The sequence below is a fragment of the Brevundimonas sp. genome, from assembly GCF_046299535.1.
Taxonomy (GTDB): domain Bacteria; phylum Pseudomonadota; class Alphaproteobacteria; order Caulobacterales; family Caulobacteraceae; genus Brevundimonas.
In genome coordinates this window covers 1-22136 of the sequence record NZ_JBKBIB010000024.1, presented here as the reverse complement: position 1 = coordinate 22136, position 22136 = coordinate 1, and the positions used below count along the sequence as shown (strand labels likewise).

At 67.9% G+C, this 22136-nt stretch carries 15 protein-coding genes and 1 tRNA gene; 6 read left to right on the top strand and 10 right to left on the bottom strand.

What is annotated here, in order from left to right; translation table 11 throughout:
* Positions 1-358 precede the first annotated feature (358 nt).
* The 3 genes from ACK4FB_RS14435 to ACK4FB_RS14425 are packed head-to-tail and all read left to right on the top strand — an operon-like array spanning position 359 to position 4607.
* The gene (locus ACK4FB_RS14435) at positions 359-1135 is read left to right on the top strand and encodes a hypothetical protein (RefSeq protein ID WP_409753782.1); all 777 of its coding nucleotides are present in this window, start codon (positions 359-361) and stop codon (positions 1133-1135) included.
* A gap of 44 nt (positions 1136-1179) precedes the next feature.
* Positions 1180-3696, top strand: a complete 2517-nt coding sequence (locus ACK4FB_RS14430; protein ID WP_409753779.1) for a hypothetical protein — start codon at positions 1180-1182, stop codon at positions 3694-3696.
* 14 nt (positions 3697-3710) lie between these two features.
* On the top strand, positions 3711-4607 hold the full coding sequence (locus ACK4FB_RS14425; protein ID WP_409753777.1) for a hypothetical protein: 897 nt from the start codon (positions 3711-3713) through the stop codon (positions 4605-4607).
* A 9-nt stretch (positions 4608-4616) separates the two neighbouring features.
* On the opposite strand, the gene ACK4FB_RS14420 is transcribed toward ACK4FB_RS14425, so the two are convergent.
* Both ACK4FB_RS14420 and ACK4FB_RS14415 read right to left on the bottom strand, forming a co-directional pair.
* Entirely contained in the window at positions 4617-5036 is a 420-nt protein-coding gene (locus tag ACK4FB_RS14420) for a hypothetical protein (protein ID WP_409753774.1), read from the bottom strand.
* Positions 5037-5426: 390 nt separating this feature from the next.
* Positions 5427-6323, bottom strand: coding sequence for a hypothetical protein (locus ACK4FB_RS14415; protein ID WP_409753771.1), 897 nt, complete (start codon positions 6321-6323; stop codon positions 5427-5429).
* A gap of 145 nt (positions 6324-6468) precedes the next feature.
* Between ACK4FB_RS14415 and ACK4FB_RS14410 the strand changes: the two genes are divergently transcribed.
* Positions 6469-14520: an autotransporter-associated beta strand repeat-containing protein gene (locus ACK4FB_RS14410; RefSeq protein WP_409753768.1), complete on the top strand. Its 8052-nt coding sequence runs from the start codon at positions 6469-6471 to the stop codon at positions 14518-14520.
* 231 nt (positions 14521-14751) lie between these two features.
* Here ACK4FB_RS14410 and ACK4FB_RS14405 read toward each other — a convergent pair.
* From ACK4FB_RS14405 to ACK4FB_RS14370, 8 genes are all read right to left on the bottom strand, one after another.
* Positions 14752-14841: transfer RNA gene (locus ACK4FB_RS14405), tRNA-Ser, on the bottom strand.
* Between the two features lie 84 nt (positions 14842-14925).
* Positions 14926-15876 carry an NUDIX hydrolase gene (locus ACK4FB_RS14400; protein WP_409753766.1) on the bottom strand — a complete coding sequence of 317 codons (951 nt, stop codon included), beginning with the start codon at positions 15874-15876 and terminating at the stop codon, positions 14926-14928.
* A 2-nt stretch (positions 15877-15878) separates the two neighbouring features.
* On the bottom strand, positions 15879-16472 hold the full coding sequence (locus ACK4FB_RS14395) for a YfbR-like 5'-deoxynucleotidase (protein ID WP_409753785.1): 594 nt from the start codon (positions 16470-16472) through the stop codon (positions 15879-15881).
* 122 nt (positions 16473-16594) lie between these two features.
* Complete coding sequence (locus ACK4FB_RS14390; RefSeq protein WP_409753762.1) at positions 16595-17419, bottom strand: methyltransferase type 11; 825 nt, start codon at positions 17417-17419, stop codon at positions 16595-16597.
* Positions 17420-17503: 84 nt separating this feature from the next.
* Positions 17504-18364, bottom strand: coding sequence for an AAA family ATPase (locus ACK4FB_RS14385; RefSeq protein ID WP_409753759.1), 861 nt, complete (start codon positions 18362-18364; stop codon positions 17504-17506).
* Positions 18365-18426: 62 nt separating this feature from the next.
* Positions 18427-18618, bottom strand: coding sequence for a hypothetical protein (locus tag ACK4FB_RS14380; protein WP_409753756.1), 192 nt, complete (start codon positions 18616-18618; stop codon positions 18427-18429).
* On the bottom strand, positions 18618-19037 hold the full coding sequence (locus ACK4FB_RS14375) for a hypothetical protein (RefSeq protein ID WP_409753753.1): 420 nt from the start codon (positions 19035-19037) through the stop codon (positions 18618-18620). Before ACK4FB_RS14375 ends, ACK4FB_RS14380 begins: the two co-directional genes overlap by 1 nt.
* A gap of 40 nt (positions 19038-19077) precedes the next feature.
* Entirely contained in the window at positions 19078-20868 is a 1791-nt protein-coding gene (locus tag ACK4FB_RS14370; protein WP_409753749.1) for a tetratricopeptide repeat protein, read from the bottom strand.
* Positions 20869-20990: 122 nt separating this feature from the next.
* Between ACK4FB_RS14370 and flbT the strand changes: the two genes are divergently transcribed.
* The gene (gene flbT / locus ACK4FB_RS14365) at positions 20991-21410 is read left to right on the top strand and encodes a flagellar biosynthesis repressor FlbT (RefSeq protein WP_409753746.1); all 420 of its coding nucleotides are present in this window, start codon (positions 20991-20993) and stop codon (positions 21408-21410) included.
* Positions 21376-21744: a flagellar biosynthesis regulator FlaF gene (gene flaF, locus ACK4FB_RS14360; RefSeq protein ID WP_409753743.1), complete on the top strand. Its 369-nt coding sequence runs from the start codon at positions 21376-21378 to the stop codon at positions 21742-21744. The genes flbT and flaF overlap by 35 nt, the downstream gene beginning before the upstream one ends.
* The last annotated feature ends 392 nt before the right edge of the window (positions 21745-22136 follow it).

Genomic DNA, 22136 nt, shown 5'->3' with positions numbered 1-22136 from the left:
GACCCTGACCGTCGCCGAGAACGCCGACCAGGCCTCGCGTCAGCACGGCGCCTGGAAGTCGGCCATGTCGCTCGACATCGTCGTCCCCACCCCCGCCAGGGCCCTGCTCGCCGGCACCTATGCCGGCACCTTCGGCGTGACCATCTCCGCCGGCCTGTAAGGAACCACAGTCCGGTTCGGGGAACAGGAGGGGCGCAGCCCCTCCTCTTTCTCGTTCCGGAGCTGGGCCCTCGCTCTGGGCCGCTTGATACCAACAATCAATCCGCGCTCGCGGATCTGGAGACCCAATATGTTTCGACGGGGCCAGCTTCAGTCGACCTTGAAAGGGTTGGCGTTCGCCGCGACTCTGGCTGTCGGCATGTCGTTTCTGTCAGCCGCCTGGGCTATGCGTGTGGCGCCTATGGTTTCGGAGCTGACCACCACCGGCGCCGGATCGACCACGCGCATCGAGGTGGGCAACATAGGCTCGGCCGCCCTGCCGTTCGAAACCCTGATCACCCGGGTAGAGTTCGACGAAAACGGTGAACTGGTCGAAACCCCGGCCGACGAGGAATTTCTGGTCTTCCCTCCGCAGGGCGTGGTGCCCGTAGGCGGGCGGCAGGTGGTTCGGGTCCAGTGGGTCGGCGAACCCCACCTTGAGGTGTCACACGCCTACTATCTCTGGGTTCGGCAACTGCCGGTCGCCACCGAGCCCGTGCAGTCGGAAGCTGGCGGCGCCGTGACCGTCTCGGTGCTGTACACGATGAAGGCGCTGATCGTGGTCGCGCCTGACGGCGCCCAGCCCAACGTGCAGATCGTCTCCGTCACACCCGCAATGGTCACCCCGCCGGCGCCGGAAGTCGACCCCTCGCTGACGAACGGCGAAACGATCGCCCCGCCCCCCGCGCAGCCGGGCGTCGAGATCACCGTAACCAACACCGGCCGGCGCTACGCCCTGATGAGCGGCGCCACCTGGATCATCGAGGGCACGACCGCGAGCGGAGAACCCTTCAATCTGACCCTCACGGGGCAGGAGGTCGCCGAAACTGTAGGTGTCGGGTACCTGGCTCCCGCCGGAGGCCGGCGCACCTTCCGACTGCCCACCGGAACGGCCCTTGATCCGGCCAGGCCGGTGACAGTGCGGTTCGCGCGATGAAGACTTGGGAGAGAGCTCTGGCAGGTGTCGCGCTTGCACCGATCATGGCTCTCGCGGCGCCGCTCAACTGGGCGGTCGCGGGAGCCGGAGTCGGTCAGGGCGTAATCCAGCCCGCGGTTCTTGCGGAAGTTCCGGGTGGCGCGCAGGAGCCGCCGCCGCGGCCCAACATCAACCCCTATGACCGCGACATCGCCATGACGGTGCCGCTGCAGTTCAACCGGCGGGTGCTGGGCGAGATGCCCGTGCTGCTCACTGCCGATGACCGCTTCATCGTGAACAGCGCTGGCTTCATCAGCCTGATCAGCCCGCTGCTGACGGACGAGGCGAACGCAGAATTGAGGGCGTCGCTCGAAGGGGTGCCCCAGTTCGCGCCGGAGGAGATCAACGCGGCCGGCATTCAACTCGACTACGATCCCGAGCAACTGGCCGTTCTGGTCCTGCGCATTGATCCCGGCAAACGGACGCCCGAGTTCCTGTTTCGGGGCGGCGAACCCGACGCCCCCGAGCAGGGGCCTGAGAATTTCAGCGCCTATCTGAACGCCAACATGGCGGTCAGCCGGCGAAACTCGACGGGCGATATTGAGCGGCCAAGCCTCTTTCTGAACGGTGCGATCCGCATGGCCGGCGTCGTGCTGGAAGCCGATGTCCAGGGGCGGGAGGACCGGTTCACCGATACCTATTCCTTCGAGCGTCGCTACGCTCGTCTCGTCTATGACCAGCCCGAAGCCTTCCGGCGATGGACGGTGGGCGATCTCGATCCCGAGGTCCGGGGGCGGCAGGGGTTCACCGACCTCGGCGGACTGGGCGTCAGCCGCCAGCGTCGGCGGTTTGAATCGTTCCGCAACAACGTTTTGTCCGGGTCCCGGCAGCTGATCCTGCAGGAATCCTCTGTAGTACGCGTATCCCGCAACGGCGTGTTCGTGCGCGAATTCCGACTGGACCCGGGCCAGTATGATGTCAGCAATCTGCCGTTGGATGCTGGCGGCAACAATATCGAGATCGATATCCAGGGGGAATCCGGGCGCCGCGAAAGCGTTTCCTACAGCGCCTATCTTGACAGCATCGACCTGGAGCCTGGCGATTACGAATATGGCGCCTATCTCGGTCTCACGAGTGAAGGCGTTTTCGGCGAGCCTGACTATGCCGACGGCGAGTTGGCCTTCACCGGGTTCTATCGCAAGGCCTTCAGGGATCGGCCCTCCATCGGCCTCGGGCTCCAGGCGTCCGAACGCGTGCAGACCGTGACCGGACAGGGGCAATTGATCCTGCGAAACGGTTCCCGGATCCAGATGGATGCGTCCCTGAGCAACAGTGAGGACGCCGGGCAGGGTTATGCCGTGGCGCTGGGCTATGACTTTCTGCTCGACAGGGGCGACTCCGCTGACGCCCTGAATTTTGTGGCCGACTTCGTCTCGGACGATTTCGCCAACCTGGGCAACCGCTTTGGTGATAATCCCACATCCTGGTCCTTCAGCGCCGGCTACTCTCGCCGCTTCTCGCCGGACTGGATCGGCAACCTTTCAGCCAGCTACCGGGTGAGCCGCGACTCTTCCCGTGACGATGCCTACACGATCAACGCCTCCAGCACCTATCGGGTGACCCCCGACTGGAGCGTCCAGATGGGGCTGGAATACGCTGACTTCGGTATTCGATCAGGCCCGTTTGGGTCGAGCGACTCTGGTTTTGGCGCGACCGTCGCCCTGATCTGGACCCCCAATTTCCGCGACCGGGGCGAGGCTCGCTACAACTCGGCGCGCGATTCCGGGAGCGTCCGGTTCCAGCGTGCGGCGGCGAACCGCGTCGACTCCTTCGGCTATTCCCTGGCCTCCACCTACGATGACGGAGCCGGCTCCGTTTCGGGACAGGTGGATTACAGCTCGAACCGGTTCGACGCGACCCTCAGCCACATCGCCTTTGGCCGCGACTTTTCGAACATCACCGAGGAGCAGGTGACCAGCCTGCGCATCGGCGCCTCGATCGCCACGACGGGCGGAAAGGTGGCGATCGGACGCAACATCTATGACAGCTTCGCCATTGTGTATCCGCACGAAAGCCTGCGGGATCATGACGTCATCGTGGGCGAGAGTCTGGAGGGCGGACGATACACCGCCCGGAGCGGCGCTTTCGGCCCCGCGCTCTCCAACATTCTGACCGCTTATGTGAACCAGTCCGTTCGCTATGACGCCATCAACGCGCCGCGCGGCTATGACATCGGCGAGGGCATCCTGCGCGTTCATCCCGCCTACAAGAGCGGATACGCCATCGAGGTGGGGAGCAATGCGTATGTCAGCGCGCTGGGCCGACTCGTCGGCAACGGCGACAGGCCGCTGGCGCTGATCAGCGGGCATCTGATCCCGGTCGATGATCCGGGCGCCGAGCCGCAACTGTTCTTCACCAATTCGGTGGGACGCTTTGCCGCCCAATCGCTCGAGCCTGGCCGGCGCTACAGGGTCGAATTGTTCACCACGCCTCGACAGGGGTTTGAGTTTACGGTTCCGTCTGATTCTGACGGCCTGCTTGACTTGCAGATCGTCCGGGTTCCCATCGACGTCGTCGATTGATCAAGAGGTTCATCATGTCCTTCAGAGCGAATCTCGCCGTCGGGGCCGCCGGCATCTTCCTCTGCCTGGCGACGGCGGGCGCGGGTCAGGCGTGCAGCCTGTCCTTGCAGCCGTCGCAGGACGCCTGGACGATCCGTTACGATCCCTTTGCCCAGGATGCGACCCTGAACCAGTTCGATGTTGCGGTCGTGAACCAGGGGGATGTGCGCTGCTCCGGCACGATCAGGGTGGATCTTTCGGGAGAAGAGTACGGCCTTCGCAAGGCTGGAGAGTCCGGCCGCATTCCCTACGCGTTGATCGATGAGCGGGACGGCGCGGACCTGACGCCCCGGGCCGGCCTCAATGCCCGGCGGATCAACGCCCAGCCGGTGGCCCTTGAACCGGGCGAGCGCAGCTTGCTGCGCTTCACATTCGCGATCGCCCCTGGCGAGGTGCCGGCCCAAGGGCTCCACGTCCAGAACGCGCGCATCGCCCTCGAGGACCGATCAGGGGTCATCGTTGGCGAACGCCCGCTGACGCTCGCCCTGGATGTGGTTCCGGCGGCGGTCCTGGGATTGAAAGGCGAGTTTCAGCGCAGCAATGGCGTCGCGCGGATCGACCTGGGTGAACTCACGCCGGGTCCCAGGCAATTGTCTGCTGCTCTCTACGTCATGAGCACGGGCGGCTATCGGGTGTCCGTGGGATCGGCGAACGGCGGCCGACTCCGGATGGGCGCCACCGAATGGTACGTCGATTATGAGCTCGAAGTCGGCGCCCATCGCATGAATCTGGCGTCGCCCGATGGCTTCGCTGTCGTTTCTCGGCGTGCCCGGGCGGACGACTATCCGTTGAGCGTGCGGATCGGTGATGTCGCGGGACGCCGTGCCGGCGAGTACACCGACGTGATCACCTTCACGGTCGCGGCGCTGTAGCCGGGACGGTCAGATCGGCTGGATGGTCAGGGACAGGATCAGGGGCGCGGTCAGCTCCACATCGTCGAACTGGTAGTCGACGGTCCTGATGGTGGCCAGGTTCGAGCGACGGAGAATTTGTTCGCCGCTCCTGGACAGCTGGATGGTGCGGCCGGCATAGCGCAGGCTGGCTGTCTCGCTGTCTCCGAGAGCCCGGTATTGCGCGGAAACCGTGAAGCCGCCCGGCGCATTGCACGCCTCGACGACCGAGCCTGACACGCCCGGGCTGGCGAGCAACGCGCCGCTTGGGCGCACCCAGCAGGCCACCGGCACCCGTGCTGTGAGGCGGTAGGTGGTGCCGGACTGGCTGTCCGAGGCGGCGACGCCGGTGGCGGCGAAACAGCTCCCGACCAGGGTGAGAGCGGCGACAATGCTGAGCGAGCGGGTCATGGCGAACCTGATCTCCTGTTCCACATGACCCTAGCCGTGAAGGCTTAATATGACGCGAGGAGGTAGGCTTAGCGCGGGATGAACGGGAAGCCTTGCCTGAAGGTAAACGTCAGCCAAACGCGCGCTGCGCGTGAAGCCGGACTCCATCCCCGTCGCCGAGGCCGACTGCCGCTGTCTCAGCGCCACCATCCCGTTCGTCGACAGTCTGGTGGCGTGCTCCAGAACCCTGAGCCTTAACCCGTGGAACGGCTCCGGATGGGCCAATCTCTGCCTTAGACCTGCGGAAGCCGCCGCGGGGGCCAGGCGTCCGCGGCCGAGCGGGGGGCGACGACGGCCATGCGGAGCGAATGGAGCGGCCTCGCGGCTTTCCGGCGGCTTTGGCCAGGAACGCTAGCGCATCTCCCTTACCGCCAGGGCGCAGGTCAGGTCGTGGTTGGACATGCCGTCGGCGATGAACTGATCCAGGCTGGCGAGCAGGGCCGGGGTCAGGGTGATCCGGCGGCCCGGCCGGTCAAGCGTCACCAGGCCCTGGGCCTCAGCGTCGACCAGGAGCTGGCTGACATGAGTGCGGGACACCCCCCGGCGCTGACCGAGACGGGTCATGGACAGGGGCACCGTGGCCGACCCCTCGAGGATCGAGGCGTACGCCAGCTCCATCAGCACCAGGATCCCGGCCTCGCGCGAAAAGAACAACATGACGCCGGGGTTGCGCATCAGCACGCCCGCCGACTCCTCCATGAACGCCATGGCGATCCGGCGCTGGGTGTTCTGGAAGTCGACGTCCCGGTTCAGCGGAAGGCGGTAGTCCGCCTCCCCGAACAGGCAAGCGAGCGGACGGTAGTGCGCGACCAGCCAGTCCTGGTCATGCTCCAGGGTTCGCGCTGTGGGGCGCAGCAGGCGAACCCGGCCGTCGGCCGGCGACGGCCTGCTCTCAAGGAAGCCGGTCTGGACCAGGCGCCCGATGATCTGGTCGATCCGCCGTGAGCTGGCCAGGCCGAAGGTGGCCAGCGTCGCCTTGAGTCGGCCGATCGTGGGCCAGGTGGACCGGTCCTCGGGGCGATAACTGGCGTCCATGCAGATGACGACGAAGAAGAGCACCATCCGCGCCGCCACCACCAGCAGCTTGTTGACGGACGGATCGTGGCTGTACAGCGCCAGCACGTCGCGGATGTAGGTCGCGCGGGCCAGCGGAAAATCCGGGTGGGCCAGAATGGAGGCGGCGTTGCGACAGGGCGCGTCAAACACGGGCTGACGCACCTTGACGGCCGGGTTGTTGCTCAAAGCCACGCTTACTGACTCCCGAGAACAGGCTTCAGCCACAGCTAACCACCCGATGTCGATGACGAAGTTATACGCAAACAGTTTCCGCGCGTCGCTTGGCAAAGTGGGGTAGCGGGGGTTTCGGAAAGAAATTGTTCAGGGTGGGCGCGTCATGCGGAAGTCGGTTTTTCATCGCGTGGGACGCGAACGGCCCGAGGGCAAGACCGAGCGCTGGGCGCTTCTGACGACGACAGCCATGTCGGCGGCGACCGCGCTGATGGTGATCGCGGCGCACGATGTGGCTGCCGCTCAGTCTATCGATTTCGGCATGCATGAGATCGTTGACGGCGCCGGGCAAGGCGCTGGGATCCCGCCCTCCACCCGGCCCGCCTACTGGGGCATCGGCGGCACCCTTTATATCGCTCTGAACAGTGGGAACGGGTTCCTCACCATTCGCAATGGCGGCGAGGTCACAAGCTTCAACGGGGGCCTTGGCTATCAATCGCGCGCCGAGGTCACTGTGACGGGGGCCGGTAGCAACTGGCTGGTCGGGCAGGAGCTTACCGTCGGCCAGTCGCAGGTGGGGATCCTGACCATCTCGGACGGGGGTGTGGTCGATTACTGGAGGGCATGGCTCGGGCGGTCTGCATCAGGGGTCGGAGATGTGATCGTCACCGGGGCCGATAGCGCCTTTACTGGGGGTGAGGTCCTTTTCGTCGGATCGAACGGGGGTGGGAACCTCACCGCTGCGGATGGCGGCGCGGTCACCGTCCCAGCAGCCTTCATCGGCTCTTTCATCGGCTCCATAGGCGAGGTCACGGTCACAGGGGCGGGCAGCACCTGGACCAGCACCACCCGTCTGGATGTAGGCGGTTCCGGCGCCGGGACGCTGACCATAGCGGACGGCGGTGCGGTGAGCACGGGGGGCCTGACGCTCGCCACCAGCAGCGTGTCGTCCGGGGTGCTCAATTTCGGCGCGGCGGCGGGCGATGCTGCGGCGGCGGCGGGGACGCTGAACACGCCGACGATCTTCTTCGGAAATGGCGCCGGCTCCATCGTCTTCAACCACACCGATGACGATTTCTCGCTAGGAGCCAACATACATGGGGCGGGCACGATCCGTCTTCTGTCGGGCCACACCACCTTGACGGGCGCGAGCACCTATACCGGTTCCACCCTGCTGGAGGGCGGCACGCTGACGCTGGGCTCCAACGGCGCCCTGGGCGGCTCGACCCTGACCACGACCGGCTCGGTGATCGACTATGCCGACGGCGTGACCATCGCGAACCCCGTCGTCATCGATTCCAACACGACGCAGTTCCAGGTCCTGACCGGCTCGGCCACCCAGTCGGGCGTGGTCTCGGAGTTGAACGGTCCTCGCCCGTTCGAGAAGATCGGCGCTGGCGAGCTGGTTCTGACGGCGGACAACACCTGGACCGGCCAGACCACGGTGCGAGGCGGCGCCCTGGTGATAGAGGGCGACAATGACCAGGGCGCGGGCGGCTACATCATCGGTCTGGCGGATGGCGACGACGGCGCCCTGATCGTCCGGGAGGGCGGGACGCTTGCCAGCGGCGTGATTACCCTGGGCTCCGCCAGCGGCGCGACCGGCGTCGCCACGGTCACCGGCGCGGGTTCGCTCTGGGCCAGCAGCGGCGGTTTGATGGTCGGCGACGCCGGCTATGGCGAACTGCAGGTCCTGGATAGCGGCGCCTTCTCCACCAACAGCCTGGCCTTCTTAGGCAATCAAGCCGGTTCGACCGGCGCCATGACGGTGGCGGGGGCGGGTTCGCAGTTCACCAGCAGCACCGAGCTGTATATCGGCTACCAGGGCACCGGTGCGCTAGCGATCTCGGCTGGCGGCCAAGTCGCCAATTCGGTCGGCTTCGTGGGCGCCGATGGCGCATCGAACGGGTCGGCGACCGTCTCCGGGCCGAACTCCCTGTGGGCCAATAATGACGCGCTTCACATCGGCTATTATGGGACCGGGCTGCTCGAAATCGCTGACAGCGGCGTGGTCAGAGTCGATGGCGGAACCGGCGTCGTCAACGTCGGCGCCAATACCGGGTCCGCAGGCGTCCTGGCCATCGGCGCAGAAGCCGGAGAGGCGGCCATGGCGGCGGGAACCCTGGACGCGGGCGAGGTGCGTTTCGGCCTCGGCAACAGCGAACTGGTCTTCAACCACACGGCGTCGGACTACGTCTTCGCGCCGCTGATCACCGGCACGGGTGGGGTGAGCCATTACGCGGGGACGACCATCCTGACGGCCGACAACAGCTGGAACGGCCTCACGGCCATCCATGGCGGATTGCTGGTGATCGAAGGCGCCAGCAACCAGGCCGTGGGGGCATACCATGTCGGCCAGCTCGCCGGCGATGACGGCGAGCTGATCCTGCGCGCCGGGGGCACGATCGAAAGCGGCAATGTCACGATCGGCACCGATAGCGGCGCTCATGGGGCGGTCACGGTGACCGGGGCAGACTCCGCTTGGGACGTCAGCGGCGGCAATTTCCGGGTCGGTGAGGACGGCGTCGGGATCCTTACTATCTCCGACGGCGGCTCGGTCAATTCCTACTATGGCACGGTCGGGTTGCGCGCCGGCGGCAGCGGCGAGGCGACGGTGACTGGGTCGGGATCTGCTTGGACCGTGACCAGCGAGTTCGTCGTTGGCAGTACCGGAGAGGGCGCCTTGCTCATCTCCGACGGTGGGCAGATCACGGCAGGGCAGGGGGTGATTGGCGGGCTGGCCGGAGCGGTCGGCGACGTGACCGTGACCGGAACCGGCGCCAGCTGGGCGAACAGCGGAGCCCTTTATGTGGGCTATCAGGGGCAGGGCGACCTGATCGTGGCACAAGGCGCGACGGTATCCAATAATGCCGGCCTCCTGGGCAGCCAAACGGGTTCATCGGGATCGGCCCGCATCACAGGCGCGGGCTCCGTCTGGAGCAACAGCGTCCTCTATGTCGGCGCGTTGGGCGCCGGCGCGCTGGAGATCGCCGACGGCGGCGTCGTGCGGGCCGGGGCGGGAACCGGCGTGGTTCACGTGGGATTCGGCGCTGCGGGCGGCGGGGCGCTAAGCATCGGCGCGGCCGCGGGCGACGCCGCACTAGGGGCGGGCGTCCTTGAAGCTGGCGAGGTGCGTTTCGGTGCGGGAACCGGCACGCTGGCTTTCAATCACACCGAGACCGACTATGACTTTGACGTCCTAATCACCGGCGCCGGTCAAATTGATGTGCTGGAGGGCCTCACGACCCTTACCCGCGCCAATACGACTTTTATGGGCGCCACGACGGTGGCCGGCGGAGATCTGCGCGTCGCGGACGTCCTGGGCGGGCAGGTGACTGTCTCCAGCGGTTCGCTCGGCGGGCCCGGCTCCGTGCTCGGCGCAGTGAGCGTCGGCGCCGGCAGCCTCGTCGGCGAGGCTGGCTCGGTGTTCACCATGGGATCCCTGACCCTGAGTTCGGCGTCGGTTCTGGATGTGACCCTCGGGTCTCCGACTTCCGACGCTCTGTTCGACGTCGCGGGCGACCTGACGCTGGACGGGACGCTGGACATCACCGACGCAGGCGACTTCGGTGCCGGCGTGTATGGCCTGATCACCTATGGCGGAAGCCTGACCAACAACGGTCTCGCCATCGGCGACCTGCCGGTGGGCTACAGCGCCGGCCGGCTGGCGGTGCAGACCGCGGTCGCGGGCCGGATCAATCTGGTCAACGCCGGGCTGGCCGACCTGCTGTTCTGGGACGGCGGCGATCCGGCGAACGCGGACAACGGCGTCATCGACGGCGGCGACGGGACCTGGACTCTGGCCAGCGAGACCTGGACCGATCTCGACGGCGCGGCCAACGGCGCCATGATCCCTGTGCCCGGCCTGGCGGTGTTCATGGGGACCGGCGGGACCGTCACCCTGGACGACAGCGCCGGCGCCCTGTCGGTCACCGGGCTGCAGTTCGTGGCGGACGGCTATGTCCTGACCGGCGACGGCCTGGAGCTGGTGGAGGAGACGGCCGGATCGGGCGTCAACCTGCGCGTGGGCAATGGCACGGCGGCGGGCGCGGACTGGACCGCGACAATCGCTTCAGCGCTGAGCGGCGCGACCAGCGTCACCAAGACCGATCTGGGGAGCTTGGTCCTCACCGGCGCCAACAGCTGGACAGGGGAGACCACCGTGCGAAACGGCGCCCTGATCTTCGACGGCGGCAGCCACACAGGCACGACCTACACCCTTGGCCGCATCACGGGCGACGACGGCGCCCTGATCATCCGCAACGGGGGCTCGGTCACCAACGGCGACAGCTTCATCGGGCTGGAGACGGGCGCGTCCGGCTCGGCGACGGTGAGCGGTTCCGGTTCGCAGTGGAGCACCAGCAACCAGCTGGCCGTGGGGCTCAATGGCGCCGGCGCGATGATCATCGCCGACGGCGGGCTGGTCAGCAGCGGCTGGGCCGGGATCGGCGTCAACGCCGGTTCGGCCGGTGTCGCCACCGTCACCGGCCCCGGCTCACGATGGAACGGCAGCAGCGTGCTGACGGTCGGGATGCAGGGCGTCGGCGCGCTGCAGGTCGCCGACGGCGGGGTCGTGACGGCTGCCGGCCAGATTTACTTCGGGAGCCTGGTGGGCGGACACGGCGAAGGAACCGTCACCGGCGCCGGTTCGCGGTTGTCCACCGCCCAGGGGCTGTTCGTGGGAAGCGACGGCAGGGGTGTGCTGAACATCCTGGACGGCGGGGTGGTCGAATCCGGCATGCCGTGGAGCTCCATCGGCGCCAACGCCGACGGCCAGGGCGTGGCGACGGTATCGGGCGCGGGATCGCTGTGGAGCGCTTCCGGCCAGCTGTATGTGGGCGCCTACGGGTCGGGGGCGCTCCGGGTGCTGGACGGCGGCGCGGTGACCGTGGCCGGCAGCGTTCTCTACGTCGGCGCCAATGCGGGCAGCCAGGGCGAAGCGCTCGTGTCGGGGGCGGGCTCCACCGTGACCTTCAACCAGCTCCAGATCGGCAGCCGGGGGCAGGGATCGCTTCGCGTGCAGGACGGGGCCTCGGTCGCCGGGACTGACGCCTATGTGGGCGCCTTCGGGGGCGGTGAGGGGGGCCTTGTCGTCACGGGCGCCGACAGCCGCATGACCCTCACCGGGGAAGCCGTGATCGGCGCCTGGGGCGATGGCGAGGCCGTGCTGTCGGACGGCGGCGTGCTGGCGGCCGGGGGCCAGGTGATCCTCGCCCGCGAGGCGGGGGTCTCGGGCGTCCTGAGCATCGGCGCGGCTGCGGGTGGTTCGGCGCAGGCGGCGGGGCGGCTCGACGTCGACGCGCTCGTCTTCGGCGCCGGGACCGGGTCGCTGGTCTTCAATCATACAGGGACGGACTACGGCTTTGCGGCGTCGTTGTCCGGGGCGGGCACGCTCCGTCATCTAGCGGGCGTGACGCGACTTGGCGGGGATTCCAGCGCCTTCACCGGGACCTCGTCCCTGACCGGCGGGACCCTGCGGGTGGACGGGGTGCTGGGCGGAGATGTGTCCGTGACGGGCGGGGCGCTGGGCGGTTCGGGGTCGGTGCTGGGCGCCGTGACCATCGCGGACGGCGGGACGCTTTCGGGCGTTCAGGGCCAGACGCTGGGCCTTGGGACGCTGGTGCTGTCGGAGGGCTCGACGGTAGCGGTCGCGCTGGGGGCGGCGGGGGATACGGCCCTGTTCGACGTGGCCGGGGACCTGACCCTGGACGGCGCCCTTGCGGTGACGGACGTGGGCGGCTTCGGGGCGGGGGTCTACCGCCTGTTCGACTACGGCGGCGTGCTGACTGACAACGGGCTGGACATCGCCTCGGCGCCGGACGGGGTCAGCCTGGAGGATCTGTTCGTCCAGACCTCGGTGGCCAGTCAGGTGAACCTGGTTTCCAGCCATGAGGTGGACCTGCGCTTCTGGGATGGCGGCGGGGCGGCTGACGACGGGGCGGTCCAGGGCGGATCGGGGACGTGGAGCCTGTCGGGCCGCGGCTGGACCGGGGCGGACGGGGCGGTGAACGGGGCTTATGACAACCCGGCCTTTGCGGTGTTCATGGGGATCGGCGGGACCGTGACCGTGGACGGCGCCGGCGTCGGCATCACCGGCATGCAGTTCGCGGTGGACGGCTACGCCATCACCGGTGACGGGATCGAACTGACGGAGGCCGAGACCATCATCCGGGTGGGCGACGGCACGGCGGCGGGGGCGGCCATGACCGCGACCATCGCCTCCAGCCTGACCGGCGAGGGCGCTCTGGTGAAGACCGATCTGGGCGTGCTGGTCCTGACCGGGACCAACAGCTATGCGGGCGGAACCTTCGTGCGCAGCGGGACCCTGATCGGGAACACGGCGTCCCTGACCGGCGACATCGACAATGACGCGACCTTGGTGTTCGACCAGGGCGTGAACGGCGTCTTCGCCGGCGCCATCACCGGCGACGGCCTGACGATCAAGCGCGGCGCGGGGGTGCTGAGCCTCACGGGCGGATCGGCCATGGACTGGTCGGTCCAGACCGGCGGGCTGATCGGCCAGGCCGGGGCGTTCTCCGGCGACGTGGCCGTGGCCTCGGGGGCGAACTTCACCCTCAATGCAAACGGGAACGCCACGTGGGCCGGCGTGCTGAGCGGGACGGGGACCTTCGCCAAGACCGGGGCGGGCGCCCTGGCCCTGACGGGCGATTCCTCGGCCTTCGACGGGACCACCGAGATCCGCGACGGGCTGCTGGTGCTGAACGGGATTCTGGGCGGGCGGCTGCGCATCGCCGATGGCGCCATGCTGTCGGGCTCGGGCGCCTTGGCCGAACTGATGGCGGAGGCCGGATCGGTGATCGCGCCGGGCGAGTCCATCGGCACGCTGAACGTCACCGGCGACGTCACCTTCGAGGCGGGCTCTATCTACGAGGTGGAGGTCGACCCGACTTCCGGCGCCTCTGACCGCATCGTGGCGGGCGGCACGGCGACCCTGAACGGGGGCGTGGTGCGTCACGTGGGTTATCCGGGCGCCTATGGTCCGTCGTCCACCTACACCATCCTGACGGCCGTGGGTGGGGTGACCGGCGCCTTCGAGGCCATCGAGACGGACTTCGCCTTCCTGGACGCCAGCCTGACCTATCAGACCAATGCGGTGCTGATGACCCTGGAGCGCAACGCCGTCCCGTTCCCGGCGGTGGGCGAGAGCGTCAACCAGCGCGCCACCGCCGCGGCGGTGGAGGCTGCGGGCTCCGGAGCGGCCCTGTACGACGCGGTGGTGGGGCTGAACGCCGGCAACGCCCGTCTGGCCTTCGACATGCTGTCGGGGGAACTGCACGGCTCGATCCGCACGGCCCGGTCCGAGGCGGCGCAGAGGCTGGCCGGAACCCTGGGCCGGCGCATGGACGCGGCGCGGGACATCGAGCGCGGCGCGGCCTTCTGGGCTGAAGCCACCGGCTCGCGCACCCGCATGGCTGCGGACGGCAACGCCGCCTCCCTGACCCCCGGGGCCGCCGGCCTGATGATGGGGGCGGACGCGGGCTTCGGCGCGGTGCGTCTGGGCGTGGCGGCCGGCGCCTCGGATCACGACGACGCCAGCCACGCCCGCGCCGGGCGGGCGGAGGGAACCAGCCTCAGCCTGGCCGCCTATGGCTCGGGCCAGTGGGAAGGCCTGGGCCTGAAGGGGGCCGTGTCCGGAACCTGGCACGAGATCGAGACGGAGCGGCGGGTCGTGTTCCCCGGCTTCTTCGAGGTGCTGCGGGCGGACTATGACGCCCAGACGGTCCACGCCTTCGTGGAGGCCTCATGGCGGGTCGACATGGGCCCGGCCGCCACGCTGGCGCCCTTCGTCAACCTCGCCCGGGTGCGCACCGAAACCGACGCCTTCACCGAGACCGGGGGCGAGGCCGCGCTGGCGGTGCAGGGCCGGGTGCAGGCCGCCAGTCTGGCCACCATCGGGCTGGGCATGAGCCGGTCGTACCATCAGGGCGACGGCCGCCACGCAACCCTGTCGGGCCGCCTCGGCTGGCGTCACGCCTGGGACGATACGGCCGGCGACGGCCGCCACGCCTTCGCCGCCAGCCCCGCCCCCGCCTTCACCGTCCACGGCTTGCCCGTGGCCGAAGACGCCATGATCGCCGGACTGGGCCTCGGCCTGGACCTGAAGGACCGCCTCAGCCTCACTGTCGACTGGGCTGGCCAGTACGGTTCCGGACTCAACGCCAACGCACTGGCGGCGACCCTGAACTGGCGGTTCTAGAAGACGTATCGCAGGGGGCCCGGCCAGGGTCCGGACCCCCTGCCCCCCCCGGCTGCCGTCCGCGTCAGGGGGCGGTGTCCCTTTCCTGGAAACTCCCCGGCTAGAGTTCTCGTAGCTGTTTTGTCAAAAACATGTGCGCTACTAGGGTCCCCCTAACAGCAGGGACCAACATAGGTACCGGACGGCGCCGCACATAAAAACCTGATGATTCCGCCGTTTAATAGGGCGATGTGGCGGAGAGGGTGGGATTCGAACCCACGGTACGCTTCCACGTACGCCGCATTTCGAGTGCGGTACATTCGACCACTCTGCCACCTCTCCGCGGTCGCTGTTTCCCCAAGGGGTGGTCGAGCGAGGCGGGATGTCTAATCGCCTCGGGCGTTTCCCGCAAGCGTTCCGTTGTGATTATCGCTGGCCGGGCAGGGACAGGCCGGTGACGCCCCCGCCGGAGGCCTCGGGTCCGCGATAGCGATAGAGCTCGGCGGGCCGCCCGCCGGTAGCCGCGCTCAGCCGTCCGGTGGGCTCGACGAGGCCGGTGCGCTCCACGCCGCGGCGGAAATTCTGTTTGTGCAGGGACAGGCCCGAGACCGCCTCTGCGGCGGCCTGGAGCTGGGACAGGGTGAAGGTTTCCGGCGTCAGGTCGAACAGGACCGGGCGGTATTTCATCTTGCTGCGCAGCCGCGCCAGGGCGGTGGCCAGGATGCGGCGGTGGTCCGAGACCATGGTGCGGCCGGGCAGCGCGGCGGGCGCCTGATCGTGGTCGCGGCCCGCCTCCGGGGCCAGACCGGCTTCGTAGAGCAGTTCATAGCGTTCCAGCACCTGCTGCTCGTTCCAGCGCGCGCCCGGCTTGAGGGCGAACAGGCGTTCGGCCCGGGGGGTGCGGGCCGCGGCGTCCTTGCGGGCGGCCCAGGCCATCAGCGGGGCGGCCAGCACCTGATCGATGACGCCGGGACGCCCGTCGCGCCAGTCCTCCCACGGAAAGAAGTCCAGCACCGGGGTCCAGGCTGCGCCGGGCCCCGCGACCGCGCTGGCGTCGTGGGTCAGGGCCAGATAGCCCACCGACACCACACGGCGGGCGCCCACGCCCATCTCGGCGCGGGGCGACTCCCGGCCCGCGTCGCCGAAAGTATAGAGCTGCTCCACATAGCCCAGCGGAAAGGTTGTCTGTTCGGCCACGAAATCGCGCAAAGCCAGCTCGAAGGTGCGGTGACGCGTCGGCTCGAACGGCCCGAAGGGCAGGCCGGCGCCGTCGGGGCCGCCGCCGGTGGTCAGCACCACCGCCTCGCCGTCGCGCAGGGCGAACACCACCACCGACAGCCCGATCAGCACACCCTGGTCCTGAACGGCGCGGTCCATGCCTACTCCGTATGCCAGGCGTCGGCGGCGGGCAGCACGCCCATGGCGCCGGCCAGCAGCCTGTAACGCTCCAGATAGCGCGCCTGGGCCTGGCCGGCCGGCAGGGGCTGGATCACCAGATCGTAGTCAGGCGGCGGGGCGCCGAACAGGCGGAGGGACTCCTTGCGGTCGAAACCGGCCAGTTGGGTCGCCTCGAAAAAGGCGCAGGCCCGGTCGGCTTTCTTGATCAGGCTCTTGATGGCCGCGGGCGATTTCGGCGGCAACCCGAAGCGCAGATGGATGGCGCTTTCCAGCCGCGCCTCGAATTCCTTGTAGTTGAAGCCCAAGGCCGATTTGAACGGCGAGATCATGTCGCCGATCACATACTCCGACGCGTCATGCAGCAGGGCCGCCAGCCGCCATTTTGGGGCGATATCCGGCTGGATATGAGCGACGATCTCTTCCACCACGACGCTGTGTTGGGCGACGGAGAAGGCGTGGTCGCCGATGGTCTGGCCGTTCCAGCGGGCGACGCGCGCCAGGCCATGGGCGATGTCCTCGATCTCGATGTCGAAGGGCGAGGGGTCCAGCAGGTCCAGCCGCCGTCCGGACAGCATTCGCTGCCACGCGCGCGGCGCCTTTTCGCTGGTCTTCTGTCGCGCCTGGGCCAAGATCACTCCGTGGGTTCGAGGCCCGGAGGTGACGCATTCGGGCCCGGCGATCAAGCCCGGCGCCCCGGTTAATCTCCCACGTTCAGGCGCACCAGCGACTTCGCGGCGTCGAACACATCATCCTCGCGGCGGTCCTTGCTGCGCACCACGGCCACCACCAGGGGGCCGCCCTCGGGGCCGCGCGCCTCGTAGCCGACCAGTCTCCAGTCCAGCTCGGAACCGCGCTCGTCCACCAGGATATAGGTGGCGCGGATCCCCTGACCGGTGTCGCGCGTGCGGATTTCGACGGCCTGTTCCTGGGCGCGAATACGCACAGCATCGCTGTCCGTGCTGATGTTGACCTGGTCGCCGGCCTCATCGGTCCGGATGCTGAACCCGCCGATGCGGACGCTGGACTGGCCGCCGTCAGTGTCGATGCTGATCCCCGGGATACGTACGGTGGCGTTTTCGCCCTGGGCCTGAATGCTGACGCCCGGGACGCGCACGTCCACCTGTTCGCCGTCTGCCGCAGAGTCCGGACTGGTGCGGCTGGCCCCGGAGGCGGCTGCGACGCTTCCGCCCACGCGATTGATGGCGGAAGGCAGCAACTGCTGCACCTCGCTCTCCAGGCCGTCCAGCGCCGCCAGGCCGGTCCCGTTCAGGCGCACCAGCCGCAGGGTCACCTGCGACCCGCGGGGACCGGTGTATTCGCACGACAGGCCGTCGGCCGCGGGCGCGCCTCGCCGGGTCAGCACCCCATCGACCTGGGGGCACTGCAGGGCGTCCACGACGCGCAGGGCGCCGCCGGTTTCGGCGTGTTGGTCGCCGTCGCGGGAAATGCGGATCGAGGGTTCGGAATCGCAGGCGGAGACGAACGCTGCGACACAGACCGGTACAATGATGAGGGCGCGCATGATGTCGGCTCCTGTTTCATCCCTATTGTGCGCCGGGGGCGTTCCTGCGCCAGTGAAATCGCCGTAACCGGTTGCCGGAAGGTCTCAGCCGCCCGGTCGTCCGGTTTCGCGGCGCTGCAGGAACGCCAGACGCTCGAACAGGTGGACGTCCTGCTCGTTCTTCAGCAGGGCGCCGTGCAGGGGCGGGATCAGCCGATTGGGATCGCGCTCGGCCAAGGTCTCCGGCGTCACGTCATCGACCATCAGCAGCTTCAGCCAGTCCAGCAGTTCGGAGGTGGACGGCTTCTTCTTCAGGCCCGGCGTTTCGCGGATCTGGTAGAAGGTCTTCAGCGCCTCGGACACCAGACGCGGCTTCAGGCCCGGATAGTGCACCTCGACGATGGCCTTCATGGTCGGCTCGTCGGGGAAGCGGATGTAGTGGAAGAAGCAGCGGCGCAGAAAGGCGTCGGGCAACTCCTTCTCGTTGTTGGAGGTGATGATCACCACAGGCCTGACCTCGGCCCGGATCGTCTCATCCGTCTCGTGGACGTAGAACTCCATGCGGTCCAGCTCCTGCAACAGGTCGTTGGGGAACTCGATGTCGGCCTTGTCGATTTCGTCGATCAGCAGCACGGGCCGCTGCGGAGCCTTGAATGCTTCCCACAGCTTGCCGCGCTTCAGATAGTTTCGCACGTCGTGGACCCGTTCCTCGCCCAGCTGGCTGTCGCGCAGGCGGGATACGGCATCGTATTCGTACAGGCCCTGATGGGCCTTGGTGGTGGACTTGATGTGCCAGGTGATCAGGGGCGCGCCCAGCGCTTCGGCCAGCTCATAGGCCAGCACCGTCTTTCCGGTGCCCGGCTCGCCCTTGATGAGCAGCGGCCGCTCCAGGGTCACGGCCGCATTGACCGCCACCTTCAGGTCGTCGGTCGCAATGTAGTTTTCGGTGCCCTGGAACCGATCCATTCATTCACTCCATTCATGAAGAACAAGAGTGGGTAGCGGATCAGGACGCACCTGAACAGGGTTCAGGTGATGCGCTTGGGCGTCGCGGGATCACTGGCGGGGAACGTCTCCTCCACCGCCTCGTCGATCAGGTCCTCCTGACGATCCTTGGCCGTGCGGTCCGTGTCGTCCAGTTGATCGGGCTTGCCCTCTTCCGGCGCGATCTTGCGGGCGTAGGGGGCGTCGATATCGTCTTCGCGTTGGCGGTCTGTCATCAGGCTTCCTTCTGGGGTTCTTCGTCGGGGCCGTAGCCCAGGGAGTCGATGTCGTCGTCGTCCAGACGGCGGGACTCCCAGTGCGCCGCCGAGCCCTGGGCGCCCTTGACGTTGCGCATCAGGCCCGAAGGCACCAGTTCGATCTCGTCGGCGCTGTAGTCGCCGTCGCTTTCGGCATCCAGCTCATTGAGCGGCTGTTCGCCGCCGTCGGTCCGGGCGTCAGCGCGCGGGTCGACGCCGTCCAGCGCCTGGACATCCTCCAGCTCCAGATCCTCGTCGTCCGCATCACCCGCTTCCTGGGTGACGTCCAGAACGTCCATCTCCTCGAGGGTGATCTCGCCGTCGCCCTCGTCGTCCAGATGGGTTTCGTCGAAGGTTTCGGACTGATCCTGTTCGTCGGGCTCTTCCCGTTCGGCCATGGTCTCGGCTCCCTTAATCCGGGAGTGGAACGTGTGCGGATCAGGCGGTGTTCCGGCCTGGCGAAGATATTCGCGCCAGTTCGGCGGCCATCTCCGCCATCACCCCGTCCCAGCGCCCGAAAGACCCGGCCGCCCACCCCCGCATGCGCGGATAAAAGGGATAGGTTTCTCCCGTGCCCAGCAAGTGCCAGTCGTCTGGCGCCTGGATCATCCAGGTGTTCGCGCCCACGGCCGCTGCGATGTTGGTCCCGGCGATGCCGGGCCCGATCACCAGGTCCAGCGCGACCGACAGGGCCGCCACGTCCTCCAGATCGTCCTTCAGGTTGATGGGCGGGGTCCAGATCCTCAGACCTTCCGCCTCGGCCTGGGCCAGTTCTGCGGCGGTGTCGCCGCACTGCAGGTTGACCATGATGCATCCAGGCGTGGTCAGCACCGGCCGCCACTGGTCGAAGGGCGAGAAATAGCGGGATCGAACGCCCTTCAGCACCAAACTCTTCCAGTGCAGGCCGACCTTGAAGCCTTCGCCCAGAGCCGCCAGTTCGGTCCGCCAGCGCGCCACGCGCTCCGGATCGGCCCTCATGTATCCGGCGTGGTCGGGAAAGGCGGCGATGGTGGGCCGGAACACCGCCAGCAGACTGGCCATGGGCGCCCAGCCGTCCACCGCGCCGTGCTCTTTCATAAACGGGGCGAAACGGATCAACCGGCCGGCCTGCCGCACCGCCTGGTGTCCGCCCACCACCGTCTCCGGAAAACTGCGCTGGAAGATCGAGACCAGCCGGGGCTCGACCGCCAGAAAGACCTGTCCCCCGGGTCCGACGGCGCGGATCAGGTCCGGGAGCGTATTGGCGAAAATGAACTCGTCGGCGATGCCCTGTTCGCCCACGACCAGGATCCGCTTGCCCTCTAGAGGCTGACCGGGGGTCCAGCGCGGGCCGTCCGCGACGACGGAGATGGCGTCGGGCATGGCGGGGTCAAGACGGACCTCATAGGCCTCGAAGCCCTCCTTCAGCCGCCCGGCCGTCATCAGGGTCAGGGCGCGGGCCATGGTCATCATGGCGGTCTCGTAGCCGGGCGTGGCGTGGGGCAGGGCGGCCTCAAGGTCCTCCAGCGCCCCCTCGAAATCACCCAGCGGCTGGCGGGCGTTGCCCCGGTTATAGCGCGCCTTGGCGAAGTCCGGCTTCAGTCGCAGCGCCTCGTCATAGAAGGTCAGGGCGGCGGCCATGTCGCCCTGGTCGCCCAGCACGGTGCCCAGGGTGTTCCACATCAGGGCGCTGTCAGGCGCGGTCTGGATGCGGGCGCGCAGCACCTCCACGGCCTCGTCATACCGGTTCTGGTCGCGCAGGACGCAGGCCAGGTTGTTGATCGCCTCGATATGGTCCGGGTCCGCCGCCAGATAGTGCAGCAGCAGCTTCTCGGCGATCTCCAGATAGCCCAGTCTCTGGGCCAGTCGCGCCAGATCCTGGGCAACCGCCGTATCCTGCGGCAGAAGCTTCAGCGCCGCTTCGTAGGCGTTCAACGCCTGCACCAGATCCCCGGCCTTTTCGCGTGCGATGGCCAGAACGTGCCACGCGACGCCGCTCTGGCTGTCCGCTTCCAGGGCTTTCAGGGCCTTCCTGCTGGCACCCTGGTAATCGTGCACGCGCAGGTCGGCGACGGCGGCCTTCAACTGGGCCAGGGCGGCGCGGGCCTGCTTCTTCGCCTTGCCCCCGTCCCGGGCCAGAACCCGGGACAGCCGACCGACGGCCTCCGGTGAGGCGGCGTCCCCGGCGGCCGCGGCGGCGACGCGGGCCAGCCCCGGCAGGGCGGCGGGCGCCTCGAATGCGATGCTCAACTCTGGTCTCCCGGATGCGGATTCACCTCATGCTGCCGTCGGAACCACAAGGGATGGTTAACCACGTTTGTTTAATCAGCGTCAGGCGAGCCTCGATAGGAATGGGGCGCGGGAGGGTCGTCATGCCGTTGAAACTGTCGCTCAAGCCGGGCGAAAAATTCGTCCTCAACGGGGCCGTTGTGCAGAACGGCGACCGCCGGGGCGTGCTCCTGCTCCAGAACAAGGCCTCGGTCCTGCGCGAGAAGGACATCATGCAGGCCGATGAAGTGACCTCTCCGGCGCGGCGCATCTATTTCCCCGTCATGATGATGTATCTGGACGAGTCCTCGGCGGAGAAATTCTACGACGAGTTCGCCATGCGCCTGTCCGAGTTCATGGGGGCCACGCGAAATCCCGAGATTCTGGCCGATTGCGTCGCCGCCTCCCGGCACGTCATGGCCCGCGAATATTACAAGGCCCTGATGGCCGCCCGAAAACTGGTTGAATACGAAGAGTCGAGGATCGGCGATGTCGCTTCAGGCCTACAAGACAGCGACCGCTAGGGCGGAAAATCCGCGTGAGGCGGAGTATCGGCTGTTCGGCCAGGTCACGCGGGCGCTTCTGGAAGCTTCCCGCGCTGATCCGGCCGACATCAAGACCCGCATCGACGCCCTGGACTGGAACCGGCGGCTCTGGTCGACCCTGGCCACTGACTGTTCCAACCCGGACAACGCCCTGCCGGCGCCCCTGCGGGCCCAACTCATCTCAATCAGCCTGTTCGTAAGCCGCCATTCCTCCGCCGTCATGCGCAAGGAAGAGGACTTCGAGCCCCTTATCGAGATCAACAAGATGATCATGCAAGGCCTGGGCGCCGCCCCCGGCGCCCAGGCGGCGTAGGCGCCCTTCTCCCTCCCCGTCGGGGGAGGGCGGTCGGCGCGCAGCAACGGCCGGGTGGGGAGGGCTCGGCGACGAGAGCGCGGACGCCTTGCTAAGCCGCCCCCGCCCGCTTCGCCTTCGGCTCAGCCCCCTCCCCGGGCCGGGGAGGGAAAATACGGGACGAACTCGCCCTCAGCACCCGCATTTTTCCGGGCCAATGCATTGCCGCATAAGGTCTCCGCAAAAATCTTCGCCCATTTCTCCGACCGCGTTCCGGGCGGCCCTATCCTTCTCCCATCCCGTCGCACGGGAAGGGCGCTCGGCCGGCGACCTTGCGGCGACGGGCTGTGATCGAGCGGGATATAGCGGCGGGGCGGATTACTCGCCGGGTCCGGGACATGGAGCGCTGTCCA